The sequence below is a fragment of the Streptomyces sp. VRA16 Mangrove soil genome (assembly GCF_017377775.1).
In the GTDB taxonomy this organism is placed as follows: domain Bacteria; phylum Actinomycetota; class Actinomycetes; order Streptomycetales; family Streptomycetaceae; genus Streptomyces.
Window position 1 is genome coordinate 98,420 of the sequence record NZ_JAFVLN010000024.1, and the last position, 11,006, is coordinate 109,425.

An 11,006-nucleotide genomic window follows, 5' to 3' on the forward strand; every position below is an offset into this window, starting at 1 on the left:
GCGTGGACGCTACTGGACCGAGGGAATCGCGTTGGTGACGGGCGCCACCAGGTCCGTCGCCTGGTGCAGTTCGTTCAGCCGGTTGAGCCCGGAGAGCTGCTGGGCGGTGCTGGGCAGCTGCCCCTGGTACTCGTCCGGGACGGCCATGCCGGAGACCGAGTCGAGCGCCGTGGTCGGCGAGATCGGCTCGCCCCCCAGCGGAAGGGGGGCCGCACCCGCGGTCGGCACGGCGATGGCGGTGGCTCCGGCGGCGAGCAGGACCGCGGTGAGGACGCGTCGAGTTGAGTTCATGCCCGTACAACGCCCGCGCACGGACCACGGATACGGGATCCCCGCGCCACCACTCGTCGGGCCTAGGGGCGGCCCCCGGCGGGTCCGGAGACGGTGAGCGTGGTGGTGCAGCAGCCGCCCTGCGCCGAGGTGCCGGGTTCGGGGGTGGCAGGGGTGGCAGGGGTGGCAGGGGTGTCGAAGAGGCCCGCGCCGCCGCAGACGCCTGTTTCGGGGAGGGTGAGTTCGACACGGTCGGCCGCGGCGAGGTCGCCGGCGAGGGCGGCGGTCACCGAGCGGGCCTGCTCGTAGCCGGTCAGGGCGAGGAAGGTGGGGGCGCGGCCGTAGGACTTCATGCCGAGCAGGTAGATGCCCGGTTCGGGGTGGGACAGCTCGTGGTGGCCGTGCGGGTAGACGGTGCCGCACGAGTGCTGGTTGGGGTCGATCAGCGGGGCCAGGGCGACGGGCGCTTCGAGCCGCTCGTCGAGGCGCAGGCGGACCTCGGAGAGGAACGACAGGTCGGGGCGGAAGCCGGTCAGGACGATGACCTCGTCGACCGGGTCGAGGCGGCGGCCGTCCTCGGCGACGAGGACGAGGCGGCCGTCCGCGGCCCGTTCGACGGCCTCGGTGCGGAAGCCGGTGACCGCGTCCGCGTGGCCGTCGTCCACGGCGGCCTTCGCGGCGAGGCCGAGCGCGCCGCGGGCGGGCAGTTGGTCGGCCGCGCCACCGCCGAAGGTGGAACCGGAGATGCCGCGCCGCGAGATCCACAGGGTGTGGGTGCCCGCGCCCTCCTCGGTCCCGGCCAGGGCCGCGAGCTGGGCGAGGGCGGTGAAGGCGGAGGCGCCGGAGCCGATGACGGCGGTGCGGCGGCCCGCGTACCGGGCCCGCACGGACGGTTCACCGAGGTCCGGGACCCGGTAGGAGATCCGGTCGGCGGCGGCCCGCTCGCCCAGGGCCGGGAGGCCGTCGGCGCCCGCCGGGGACGGGGTGGACCAGGTGCCGGAGGCGTCGATCACGGCGCGGGCCAGGAGGCGCTCCTCGCGGCCGTCGGCGTGGGTGACGTGCACGGTGAAGGGCCGGCTCTCGCGGTCCGCGTCGACGATGCGGTCGCGGCCCGCGCGGGAGACGCCGGTGACGCGGGCACCGGTGCGGACCCGGTCGCCCAGGGCGTCGGCCAGCGGCTGGAGGTAGTGCTCGGCCCAGTCCCCGCCGGAGGGGTACGCCGTCGGGTCGGGGCGGGTCCAGCCGGTCGGGGCGAGGAGCTTCTCGGCGGCCGGGTCGACGAGCTCGGCCCAGGTGGAGAAGAGCCGCACGTGCGCCCACTCGCGCACGGCCGCGCCGGCCCGCGGCCCGGCCTCCAGGACCAGCGGTTCGATGCCCCGCTCGACCAGATGGGCGGCGGCGGCCAGGCCGATGGGTCCGGCGCCGATCACGGCGACGGGCAGTGGGTCGGTGGCGGCGGTGCTGGTGGCCCTGGAGGTCACGTCGGTGGTCACGTCGGTCCCCTTTGTTTCGACATCTGTCGATGGCTTGCTCCGCCAGCCTGGCATCTGATTCGACAAACGTCAACATAGACGTTTGTCGAATTCAGAGGTGCCTACGGCCCTCTACCTGTCTGTTTCGATGTGTGTCAACATAGACGTATGTCGAATACGAAGGTGGCACCCTGCTGCCCGCCGCTGACGGAGCGGCCGTTCACCGCGGACGAGGCGGAGACGGCGGCCCGGATGTTCAAGGCGCTCGGCGACCCGGTGCGCCTGCGCCTGTTCTCGCTCGTCGCCTCCCACGAGGGCGGCGAGGCCTGTGTCTGCGACATCTCCGACGTGGGGGTCTCCCAGCCGACCGTCTCCCACCACCTGAAGAAGCTCAAGGATGCCGGGCTGCTCACCTCCGAGCGGCGCGGCACCTGGGTCTACTACCGGGTGGAGCCGTCCGCGCTCGCGGGCATGGGCCAGTTGCTGGCCCTGCGCCAGGCCAGTGCCACGTAGACCAGTCCGATCAGGACCGGCACCTCGATGAGCGGGCCGACGACACCGGCCAGCGCCTGCCCGGAGGTGACGCCGAAGGTGGCGATGCAGACGGCGATGGCCAGCTCGAAGTTGTTGCCCGCGGCCGTGAAGGCGAGCGTCGCGGTGCGGTCGTAGGCCAGGCCGGTCGCCTTGCCGAGCAGGAAGCTCCCGAAGAACATCACCGCGAAGTAGGCGAGGAGCGGGAGGGCGATGCGTACGACGTCGACCGGCTGCGAGGTGATCGCGTCGCCCTGGAGGGCGAAGAGGACGACGATCGTGAAGAGCAGGCCGTACAGCGCCCAGGGCCCGATCTTCGGCAGGAAACCGGACTCGTACGCCTCGCGGCCCATCCGGCGCTCGCCGACGCGGCGGGTGAGGTAGCCGCCGATCAGCGGGACGCCGAGGAAGACGATCACGTTGAGGGCGATGTGCCAGACCGGGACGTCCAGGCCCTGGCCGTCGCCGAGGCCCAGCCATTGCGGCAGCAGGTCGAGGTAGAACCAGCCGAGCAGGCTGAACGCCAGCACCTGGAACACCGAGTTGAGCGCCACCAGGACCGCCGCCGCCTCGCGGTCGCCGCACGCCAGGTCGTTCCAGATGATCACCATGGCGATGCAGCGGGCCAGGCCGACGATGATGAGGCCCGTGCGGTACTCGGGCAGGTCGGGCAGGAAGATCCAGGCCAGGGCGAACATCACGGCCGGGCCGACGATCCAGTTGACGACCAGCGACGAGACCATGAGCCTCTTGTCGCCGGTGACGGTGTCGAGCCGGTCGTAGCGGACCTTGGCCAGGACCGGGTACATCATCACGAGCAGACCGATCGCGATCGGCAGCGAGATGCCGCCGACCTCGACCTTCGCGAGCGCGTCGTTCAGGCCGGGGATCAGCCGGCCGAGCCCGAGGCCGACCGCCATGGCCAGCAGGATCCAGACGGCGAGGTAGCGGTCGAGCGTGGACAGCTTGGCGACGACCGAGGCGTCGCCGGGTGCCTCCGCCTGCGCGGGGGTCCTGCTGCCGGGTCGCGTCGTGGCCATCAGCAGGCCCGCTTCCGGCCGGTCTCGGCGGTCGTGCGGGCGGTCGCCGCGAGCTCGGAGAACTGGCCGGCCAGGGTGGCGATGACGTCGGGGCGGAGCCGGTAGTAGGTGAACCGGCCGCACGGCTCGGTCTCCACGACCCCGGCCTCGCGCAGCACCTTGAGGTGGTTGGAGAGGTTGGTCTGCCTGGCCCCCGTCTCCTCGACGAGGTGCGTGGTGCAGAGGGTCTCGTGGGCGAGCAGGGTCACGATCTTGAGCCTGAGCGGGTCGGCGAGGACCCTGATCAGATCAGTGTCGACTGACGTCATCATGGACTGATACTTTCACATCATGTCAGCGTCCCAGTCCGCATCCCCCGCATCCCCCTCGTCGGCGCCGCTCGCCTCCGTGCTCTTCGTCTGCGTCCACAACGCAGGCCGCTCGCAGATGGCCGCCGGATTCCTCACCCACCTCGCGGGCGACCGCGTCGAGGTCCGCTCGGCCGGCTCGCTCCCCGGCGAGCGGGTCAACCCGGCCGCCGTCGAGGCCATGAAGGAGGTCGGGGTCGACATCTCCGCCGCCACCCCCAAGGTGCTGACCACGGAGGCGGTCCAGGCGTCCGACTACGTCATCACGATGGGCTGCGGCGATGCCTGCCCGGTCTTCCCCGGCAAGCAGTACCTGGACTGGGTGCTCGACGACCCGGCGGGCCGGGGCGTCGAGGCCGTGCGCCCGATCCGCGACCGCATCAGGGCCCGCGTCGAGGCGCTGATCGCCGAGATCGACTCCGTCCGGCCGGCCTGAGCGCACCGGGACCGGCTCAGGTCTTCGGGACATGGGCCAGGCGGGTGCGGATCGCGTCCGCGTTGAACGTCAGCGCCTCGGGGGACGCCGCGTCGACCGCGAGCGAGACGTCGCCCGGTGGCCAGTGGTCCGCGAGGTCGTGCAGCGGCATCCGCCGGTAGTGGGTGATGAAGGGCAGCAGCTCGTTCAGGCGCTCCTCGGACGTGAACACCGGCACCATCTGCTGTCCGTCGGGCTCCTGGAGCACCGGCAGCACGACGTCGTCCGGGTGCCCGCGCTGGGCGTCCGTCGCCTCGTCGGCCACGGGCAGCAGGACGTAGCAGTCCGCCAGTTTCTTCAGTGCCGCCTCGTTCCCGGTGTCCTCGGCCAGGGCGCTGAGCGCCTGTTGGGCCGCGTTGCGGTTCGCGTTCGGCATTTTCCTCTTCATGATGGATCCGTCCGTCGGGTCCCTGTGCCCGTCCCGTGTTCCCTCATCCGGCCGTGTCGCACTCGAACCACACGGTCTTTCCCGGGCCGGGCTGCGGGCGCGGGCCGACACCCCAGCGCGACGCGAGGGCGTCCAGGATCACCAGCCCCCTTCCGTCCTCCGCCGGTTCGGCCTGGCACGTGCGCCGCTTCGGCAGCTCCGGGTGGGCGTCCTCCACCTCCACCCTGACCCCCTTCCCGTCCTCCGTTCGGAAGATCCGTACGCCGCATCTGCGGTCCGGGACGTGCCGTACGACGTTCGCCACCAGTTCCGTCAGCGCCAGGCCCGCGTCGTCCGTCAGGCCCGGCAGCCCCCACTCCGTCAGATGCAGGGCCAGGATCCGCCTCAGGTGCCGGGCGCTGTGCTCACTCACGGTGAGACTCAGGCCGTAGAACTCGCCAAGTCCCGGGCCCCTGTGGTCAGTTACGTGATTCATGTCACCAGCGTGAAGCCGTCCGGCTACGCTCGGCTACGGAGCGACCGGAACGCCGCCCGCTGTTGCACGCAAGGGGTGACCGCCCATGCCGTCCGTCCGCCGAGACCTCGACCCGAGCGCATCGCCGCTCGACTACTACGGGTACGAGTTGCGCCGCCGACGGGAGGCGGCGGGCCTCACCCTGGGGCAGTTGGGGGACTGCATCTTCTGTACGGGTTCCCTGGTGGGCCAGATCGAGTGCGCGAAGAAGGTGCCGACCCGCGATTTCAGTGAGCGGGTGGACGCGGCGCTCGGCACGGAGGGGTTCTTCTCGGGGCTGGTCGGTCTGGTGCTGCGGTCGCAACTGCCGTACTGGTTTCAGGCATTCGCCGAGATGGAGGCCAGGGCCACGTACATCTCCACGTACCAGTGTCAGGTTGTGTACGGGCTTCTGCAGACGGAGGAGTACGCACGGGCCGTCCTGTCCGTGGAGGAGCACGACGACCTGGAGGCCAAGGTCGCCGCGCGTCTGGAGCGGCAGCGGGTGCTGGAGCGGGCCGAACCGCCCGCGCTGTGGGTGGTGCTCGACGAGGCGGTGTTGCACCGTGAGATCGGTGGCCCGAACGTCATGCGGCGACAACTGGCCCGGTTGTTGGACTTCCGGGATGTACAGGTTCTGCCGTTCTCCGCAGGCCAACACGCGGGAATGATGGGGACGTTCACCATGTTGCGCTTCACCGGCGACCCGGATCTCTACTACAGCGAGAGCTATGCCTCGGGCCATATGACCGCCAACCCGCAAGTGATCAGGGAGCGTTCGGTCGGCTACGCTCGGCTGCAGGCGGACGCCCTCTCCCCCAAAGAGTCGGCGGCTCTGATCGCTCGCGTCATGGAGGGCAACTATGGGCACCAAAGCATGGACGTGGCGTAAGTCGTCGTACAGCGGCAGCAGCGGCGGCGAGTGCCTCGAAGTCGCCGAAACCCCCACCGCCCACATCGCCATCCGCGACTCCAAGGACCCGGGCCGTGGGTACCTCCGGGTCGGACCCGTGGCGTTCACCCTGTTCGTCGAGGCCGCTCGGGGTCGTTCGTAACGGGTGCCGCCTCCGTCGCTCCCAGGCTCGCCAGCAGGCGCAGGCCGTCGTGGGCGGGGGTGCCGGGGGCCGCCGACTGGACGATGAGCTCGGTGCCCGAACCGTCGGGCAGCGCGAAGTTCTCCTGGTGCAGGTCCAGGCGGCCCACCTGCGGGTGCCGGTAGGACTTGCGGCCGTGCGTGCGGGTCCGTACGTCCGCGCGTGCCCACAGCGTCCGGAACGACTCGCTGCGCATCGCCAACTCCCCGATGAGGGAGGCCAGTTCCGGGTCGTCCTGGTGGCGGCCCGCCGACAGGCGCAGCGTGCCGACGACGTCCAGCGAGCAGCCCTCCCAGTCGGCGAAGAGCGCGCGGCCCTCCTCGGTGAGGAAGACGTGCCGCGCGAGGTTGAGCCCCTCGGCGCAGCCCCCGTAGAGGAGATCGCCGAGCCGGTTCGCGGCCAGCACCGTCATGCGGTGGTCGATCAGGAACGCGGGGGCGTCCACCACCAGATTCAGGACCTGCAGCAGCTCCGGGCGCACGCCCCGGCCCGCGGGGGCGGCGGTGCGGCGCGGCGCGGGGGAGGGGCGCTGGGCGAGCCGGTGCAGATGCTCGCGCTCCACCTCGTCCAGGCCGAGCGCGCGGGCCAGCGCGTCGAGGACCTGCGCCGACGGCTGACGGGCCCGGCCCTGCTCCAGCCGCACGTAGTAGTCGACGCTCACCCCTGACAGGTGGGCGACCTCCTCGCGCCGCAGCCCGCTCACCCGGCGGCGCGCGTCGGTGGGGATGCCGACGGACTCCGGGCGGACCCGGGCCCGGCGTGTGCGCAGGAAGTCGGCGAGATCGTCCATCGGTCCAGTATCGGGGCGCGGCGGCGGGCCAGGGTGGTCCTGCCGATACCAGGAAGTCCGGACCTACGGAGACAGCGCCCCTGAACGGCGACGGCGTATCCCGCGAGGATCGGAGCACAGCGATCCCACCGCACCGCAACCCCAGGAGCGATCCGCCATGAAGGTCTTCATCGTCCACGCCCACCCCGAGCGCCGGTCCCTGAACGGCGCCCTCACCGATATCGCCGTCGAGACCCTGACGGGCGCCGGTCACGAGGTGCGGGTCAGCGACCTGTACGCGATGAAGTGGAAGGCGAACGTCGACGCCGACGACTTCGGCGACGCCGCGTCGAGCCCGCTGGACGTGGTCCACGACTCGGGCCGCGCCTACGCGGGCGGCACGCTCACCCCCGACGTGCTGGCCGAACAGGAGAAGCTGCGCTGGGCCGACACCGTGATCCTCCAGTTCCCGCTGTGGTGGTACTCGATGCCGGCCGTCCTCAAGGGCTGGGTCGACCGCGTCTTCAGCTACGGCTTCGGGTACGGGGTCGGCGAGCACAACGCGACCCGTTACGGGGACCGCTTCGGTGAGGGCGCGCTCCAGGGCAGGCGGGCCATGCTGTCCGTGACCGTCGGCGGCCCCGAGGGCCACTACTCGGACCGCGGCATCAACGGCCCCGTCGACGACCTCCTCTACCCGATCCAGCACGGCATCCTCTTCCACCCCGGCATGGAGGTCCTGCCGCCGTACGTGCTGTACCGCGCGGGCCGGCTGACCCCCGAGGCGTTCGCGGCGGCGGCCGACAGCTGGCGCGAGCGGCTGCTGACCCTGGAGACCACCGCCCCCGTCCCGTACCGGGTACAGAACGCGGGCGACTACGAGCTGCCGGAGGGGCGGCTGCGCGAGGGCCTGGAGGCGCCGGGGCGCAGCGGGTTCGGGCTGCACGTGCGCGCCGCCTGACCGGCCGGGACCGCGGCCCTCAACTCCCGCTTCCCGTTCACGCGTTGATCATCGACCGGCCACGCCCCGACCACCCCCGGGCGCGACGCTCCGGCCATGCCGAGCATGCTCATGACGCGCCGCGCCGCGTCCACCGCCGTCGCCCTGTCCGCCGCCCTGGTCCTCGCCGCCCAGGCCGCGCCGGCGCAGGCCGCGTCCAACGCCGTACCGACGTACGAGGTGAAGATCAATCTCACCTCGGCGGCCCTCGATTCCGCGCACGCGCCGCTGGCCGCCGTGAAGTCCGCGTTCGGGATCACCGGCTCGGCGAGCAGCCGCAGCTACGCGTACTACGACACCGACGCCCAGGCCCTGGGGGCGCAGGGCTGGGACGTGCGGCTGCGGCACAAGAGCGGCAAGGACTTCGAGGAGACGTACAAGAAGCGGTTCCCGGTGACCGGCGGGGACATCGACGCCGCCCTCGACGCGGCGAACGACGCCGGGTTCGACAGCGGTGACACCAACTACGACGCCGAGGTCGACTGGGGCTACAGCAAGCAGACGCTGAGCTTCAGCAACGAGAAGAGCCACAGCGCCAGCGGCTACAGCGGCACCGCGATGCCGACCGCGGCCACCGGGCTCGGCTGGGTCGTCAAAGACATCCCCGGCAAGCTCGCCGACTGGGGCTCCGACGGCTGGGGCACGGGCGTGCTGAAGGCGTCGCGGATCCACGGCCCCGTCACGTCGAGCGTGTACGCGGGTGCGTGGGAGTCGTCCGACGACGCGAGCATCGAGGTGCTGCCGGTCGTCGGGGCGGGCGGCACCGGGACCACCGAATACATCGTCGAGCTGTCGTTCAAGACGGACAGCTACAGCGACGCCGCGCAGCTGCACGCCGACGCCATCTCGGTGGCCGACGCCCACGGGTGGCTGTACAAGGGCGACATCCTCAAGACCCAGACCATCCTCGACCGTTACTGAGTTCCCGTACTGAGGTCCTGTACCGAGTTCTTGGTCGCTTTCGGTCGTTCTTGAGATCGCCGCAGCTCGCTGCGGCAGGCTGAGGACATGACAACGATCGGGATCATCCTCGGCAGCACCCGACCCGGCCGCGTGGGGCCGCAGATCGGGGAGTGGGTCGAGAAGGCGGCGCGTGCGCGCACCGACGCGGAGTTCGAGGTCGTGGACATCGCCGCGTACGCGCTGCCCCTCTTCGACGAGCCGCGCTCGCCGCGCATGGGGCAGTACGAACACGAGCACACCCGCGCCTGGGCGGCGCGGATCGACTCGCTCGACGGGTTCGTGTTCGTCACGCCCGAGTACAACCGGTCGATCCCGGCCGCACTGAAGAACGCGATCGACTTCGTGTACGGCGAGTGGAACAACAAGGCCGCCGGTTTCATCGGGTACGGCAGCAACGTCGGCGGCGCCCGCGCCGTCGACCACCTGCGGCACATCGCGGGCGGCGTCCAACTCGTCGCCGTACACACCCAGTTGCACCTCTCCCTGGGGACCGACTTCGAGTCGTACACGACCTTCGCGCCCGCCGCGCGGCACGAGACGGCGCTGCGGCAGCTGCTCGACGAGGTCGTCGCCCTGTCCGAGGCGCTGGCCCCGATGCGGCGCCCGCGTCAGGACTGAGGCGCGCGCCGTCCCGGGCGGACGATCACCTCGCTCCCGACCGGCACGAAACCGCAGGCCAGGAAGGCGCGCAGGGAGCGGGCGTTGCCGGGGGAGACCGCGGCGAAGACCGGTTCGCCGCGCGGTACGAGCGTGAGGGCGTCGGCGATGAAGGCCCGGCCGCGCCCCGGGCTCCCGGCGTCGGGCGCGTGCAGCTCCACGCCGATCTCGCGCCGCCCGGCGAGCCCGGTGCCGAACGTGACCAGGCCCCGCTCGTCCCCGAACACCCGTACCGAGGTGCGCAGTTCGCGGGCGTGCCGGACGCGCGGGTGGTCGTCCGCGGTGCCGGACAGGTCCGCGAGACGGGGTGCGCCGCCGGTGCCGCGGGCCACGAGCACGGCGTCCGTGCAGCCGATCCAGCCGTCGGGGCCCGCCAGCGCGCGCAGCAGATCAGGGGCGAGGGACGCGCCGAAGCCGTCCGGGCGCAGGGCGTGCACCGCGGCCGCGGGCAGCGCCGTCGCGATCACGGCGTGCCCGGTGAAGGCCACCGAGCTCTCAAGGCCGTGCGGCAGCGGCGGCAGCAGGGTCACGCCGCCGTCGCAGGGCGGGAAACGCCCCTCGGCCGCGGCGGTGAACAGGGCGAGAAGAGGGTGCGGGTCCGGCACGGCGAACGCTCCTTTACCCCACGGTGGTTGTCCGCCCGCGCGGCCCGGAGGTACTGATCAACGTAAAGGATCTTGAGGGAGCGCGAGATCGGAACCAGCGAGGTGCGCTCCCGGCGGTTGCCGCGTCCGCTCCGTCGCATGGGCAGGACGTACGCTCCGCCACATGATCGAAGACATAGGTCTCGCTCTGGTGGTGGCGGTCGCGGGATGCGTGCAGTGGCTGACGGGCATGGGGTTCGCGCTCGTCGCCGCGCCCGCCCTGGTGCTGCTGCTCGGCCCCGGCGACGGGGTACTGCTCGCCAACTGCGCGGCGGGCGTGGTGAGTCTGGCCGGTCTCGCGGGCGGCTGGCGGCGGGTGCGGCCGCGCGACATGGTGCCGTTCGTGGCGGCGGCCGTGTGCACGGTGCCGGTCGGCACGTGGACCGCGGCGCGGCTGCCCGAACCGGTCCTGATGGTCGTCTTCGGCTCCCTCGTGTGCGTGGCCGTCACGCTGGTCGCCCGGGGGATGCGGATGCCGGGGCTCGGCGGGCCCGGCGGGGCGCTCGTCGCCGGCGGCGCGGGCGGGTTCATGAACGCGGCCGCCGGGGTGGGCGGTCCGCCGTTCTCCCTGTACGCGGTGAACGCGGGCTGGCCGATGCGGGAGTTCGTGCCCAACGCCCAGTTCTACGGGGTCGTGGTGAACGTGGTGTCCGTCGCCGCGGGCGGGTTTCCGCGCTTGGGCGTACGGGCGTGGAGTGTCGCCGGGGCGGCCCTGTTCACCGGGGCGGTGGTGGGGGCGGTGCTGACCGGGCGGGTGCCGGACCGGGGGATGCGGCGGTTGGTTCTGGGGTTGGCGTTGGTGGGCGGGGTGGTGGCGGTGGGGAAAGGGGTGGCGGGGTTGTAGTGCGGGTGGGGGTGTGGGG

General features: G+C 72.0%; 16 protein-coding genes. 8 read left to right on the plus strand and 8 right to left on the minus strand.

The window, feature by feature from the left end; translation table 11 throughout:
• Window positions 1-9: 9 nt before the first annotated feature.
• Together J3486_RS40125 and J3486_RS40130 are read right to left on the minus strand one after the other, a co-directional pair.
• Window positions 10-291 carry a hypothetical protein gene (locus J3486_RS40125; RefSeq protein WP_207828958.1) on the minus strand — a complete coding sequence of 94 codons (282 nt, stop codon included), beginning with the start codon at window positions 289-291 and terminating at the stop codon, window positions 10-12.
• A gap of 62 nt (window positions 292-353) precedes the next feature.
• A complete protein-coding gene (locus J3486_RS40130; RefSeq protein ID WP_307805146.1) occupies window positions 354-1,763 on the minus strand; it encodes an NAD(P)-binding domain-containing protein in 1,410 nt (469 codons plus the stop codon).
• 147 nt (window positions 1,764-1,910) lie between these two features.
• Here J3486_RS40130 and J3486_RS40135 point away from each other — a divergent pair, with 147 nt between their 5' ends.
• A complete protein-coding gene (locus tag J3486_RS40135) occupies window positions 1,911-2,255 on the plus strand; it encodes a helix-turn-helix transcriptional regulator (protein WP_207828961.1) in 345 nt (114 codons plus the stop codon).
• Here the strand turns inward: J3486_RS40135 and arsB are convergent.
• A complete protein-coding gene (gene arsB, locus J3486_RS40140; protein ID WP_207828962.1) occupies window positions 2,183-3,313 on the minus strand; it encodes an ACR3 family arsenite efflux transporter in 1,131 nt (376 codons plus the stop codon). The two genes, J3486_RS40135 and arsB, sit on opposite strands and share 73 nt — an antisense overlap.
• A complete protein-coding gene (locus tag J3486_RS40145) occupies window positions 3,313-3,624 on the minus strand; it encodes a helix-turn-helix transcriptional regulator (protein WP_207828964.1) in 312 nt (103 codons plus the stop codon). The genes arsB and J3486_RS40145 overlap by 1 nt, the downstream gene beginning before the upstream one ends.
• A gap of 19 nt (window positions 3,625-3,643) precedes the next feature.
• Between J3486_RS40145 and J3486_RS40150 the strand changes: the two genes are divergently transcribed.
• On the plus strand, window positions 3,644-4,096 hold the full coding sequence (locus tag J3486_RS40150; protein ID WP_207828966.1) for an arsenate reductase ArsC: 453 nt from the start codon (window positions 3,644-3,646) through the stop codon (window positions 4,094-4,096).
• Between the two features lie 16 nt (window positions 4,097-4,112).
• Here the strand turns inward: J3486_RS40150 and J3486_RS40155 are convergent, their stop codons facing one another.
• Both J3486_RS40155 and J3486_RS40160 read right to left on the minus strand, forming a co-directional pair.
• Window positions 4,113-4,523 carry an SseB family protein gene (locus J3486_RS40155; RefSeq protein WP_207828968.1) on the minus strand — a complete coding sequence of 137 codons (411 nt, stop codon included), beginning with the start codon at window positions 4,521-4,523 and terminating at the stop codon, window positions 4,113-4,115.
• 43 nt (window positions 4,524-4,566) lie between these two features.
• Window positions 4,567-4,935 (minus strand): ATP-binding protein, encoded by a 369-nt coding sequence (locus J3486_RS40160; protein ID WP_207828969.1) that lies wholly within the window; start codon window positions 4,933-4,935, stop codon window positions 4,567-4,569.
• A 148-nt stretch (window positions 4,936-5,083) separates the two neighbouring features.
• Here J3486_RS40160 and J3486_RS40165 point away from each other — a divergent pair, with 148 nt between their 5' ends.
• Both J3486_RS40165 and J3486_RS40170 read left to right on the plus strand, forming a co-directional pair.
• Window positions 5,084-5,908 carry a helix-turn-helix transcriptional regulator gene (locus J3486_RS40165; RefSeq protein ID WP_207828971.1) on the plus strand — a complete coding sequence of 275 codons (825 nt, stop codon included), beginning with the start codon at window positions 5,084-5,086 and terminating at the stop codon, window positions 5,906-5,908.
• Window positions 5,880-6,071, plus strand: coding sequence for a DUF397 domain-containing protein (locus J3486_RS40170; RefSeq protein ID WP_207828972.1), 192 nt, complete (start codon window positions 5,880-5,882; stop codon window positions 6,069-6,071). Before J3486_RS40165 ends, J3486_RS40170 begins: the two co-directional genes overlap by 29 nt.
• Here the strand turns inward: J3486_RS40170 and J3486_RS40175 are convergent.
• A complete protein-coding gene (locus tag J3486_RS40175; protein ID WP_207828973.1) occupies window positions 6,034-6,900 on the minus strand; it encodes a helix-turn-helix transcriptional regulator in 867 nt (288 codons plus the stop codon). The genes J3486_RS40170 and J3486_RS40175 overlap by 38 nt on opposite strands.
• Before the next feature lie 157 nt (window positions 6,901-7,057).
• Between J3486_RS40175 and J3486_RS40180 the strand changes: the two genes are divergently transcribed.
• The 3 genes from J3486_RS40180 to J3486_RS40190 all read left to right on the plus strand — a co-directional run bounded on the left by J3486_RS40180 (window position 7,058) and on the right by J3486_RS40190 (window position 9,460).
• The gene (locus J3486_RS40180; RefSeq protein WP_207828974.1) at window positions 7,058-7,840 is read left to right on the plus strand and encodes an NAD(P)H-dependent oxidoreductase; all 783 of its coding nucleotides are present in this window, start codon (window positions 7,058-7,060) and stop codon (window positions 7,838-7,840) included.
• Between the two features lie 96 nt (window positions 7,841-7,936).
• The gene (locus tag J3486_RS40185) at window positions 7,937-8,800 is read left to right on the plus strand and encodes a hypothetical protein (RefSeq protein WP_207828975.1); all 864 of its coding nucleotides are present in this window, start codon (window positions 7,937-7,939) and stop codon (window positions 8,798-8,800) included.
• Between the two features lie 87 nt (window positions 8,801-8,887).
• Complete coding sequence (locus J3486_RS40190; protein ID WP_207828976.1) at window positions 8,888-9,460, plus strand: NADPH-dependent FMN reductase; 573 nt, start codon at window positions 8,888-8,890, stop codon at window positions 9,458-9,460.
• Here J3486_RS40190 and J3486_RS40195 read toward each other — a convergent pair.
• Window positions 9,451-10,104, minus strand: a complete 654-nt coding sequence (locus tag J3486_RS40195) for a hypothetical protein (protein ID WP_207828977.1) — start codon at window positions 10,102-10,104, stop codon at window positions 9,451-9,453. The two genes, J3486_RS40190 and J3486_RS40195, sit on opposite strands and share 10 nt — an antisense overlap.
• A gap of 163 nt (window positions 10,105-10,267) precedes the next feature.
• On the opposite strand from J3486_RS40195, the gene J3486_RS40200 reads away from it, so the two are divergent.
• Complete coding sequence (locus tag J3486_RS40200; protein WP_207828978.1) at window positions 10,268-10,987, plus strand: sulfite exporter TauE/SafE family protein; 720 nt, start codon at window positions 10,268-10,270, stop codon at window positions 10,985-10,987.
• Window positions 10,988-11,006 lie beyond the last annotated feature (19 nt).

What these genes read in the sequence shown, in the direction of transcription:
- J3486_RS40155 (WP_207828968.1), bottom strand. Translation starts at nt 4,523, where the DNA reads ATGAAGAGGAAAATGCCGAACGCGAACCGCAACGCGGCCCAACAGGCG.
- J3486_RS40150 (WP_207828966.1), top strand. Translation starts at nt 3,644, where the DNA reads ATGTCAGCGTCCCAGTCCGCATCCCCCGCATCCCCCTCGTCGGCGCCG.
- arsB (WP_207828962.1), bottom strand. Translation starts at nt 3,313, where the DNA reads ATGGCCACGACGCGACCCGGCAGCAGGACCCCCGCGCAGGCGGAGGCA.
- J3486_RS40145 (WP_207828964.1), bottom strand. Translation starts at nt 3,624, where the DNA reads ATGATGACGTCAGTCGACACTGATCTGATCAGGGTCCTCGCCGACCCG.
- J3486_RS40165 (WP_207828971.1), top strand. Translation starts at nt 5,084, where the DNA reads ATGCCGTCCGTCCGCCGAGACCTCGACCCGAGCGCATCGCCGCTCGAC.
- J3486_RS40190 (WP_207828976.1), top strand. Translation starts at nt 8,888, where the DNA reads ATGACAACGATCGGGATCATCCTCGGCAGCACCCGACCCGGCCGCGTG.
- J3486_RS40185 (WP_207828975.1), top strand. Translation starts at nt 7,937, where the DNA reads ATGCCGAGCATGCTCATGACGCGCCGCGCCGCGTCCACCGCCGTCGCC.
- J3486_RS40200 (WP_207828978.1), top strand. Translation starts at nt 10,268, where the DNA reads ATGATCGAAGACATAGGTCTCGCTCTGGTGGTGGCGGTCGCGGGATGC.
- J3486_RS40135 (WP_207828961.1), top strand. Translation starts at nt 1,911, where the DNA reads ATGTCGAATACGAAGGTGGCACCCTGCTGCCCGCCGCTGACGGAGCGG.
- J3486_RS40180 (WP_207828974.1), top strand. Translation starts at nt 7,058, where the DNA reads ATGAAGGTCTTCATCGTCCACGCCCACCCCGAGCGCCGGTCCCTGAAC.
- J3486_RS40170 (WP_207828972.1), top strand. Translation starts at nt 5,880, where the DNA reads ATGGGCACCAAAGCATGGACGTGGCGTAAGTCGTCGTACAGCGGCAGC.
- J3486_RS40175 (WP_207828973.1), bottom strand. Translation starts at nt 6,900, where the DNA reads ATGGACGATCTCGCCGACTTCCTGCGCACACGCCGGGCCCGGGTCCGC.
- J3486_RS40125 (WP_207828958.1), bottom strand. Translation starts at nt 291, where the DNA reads ATGAACTCAACTCGACGCGTCCTCACCGCGGTCCTGCTCGCCGCCGGA.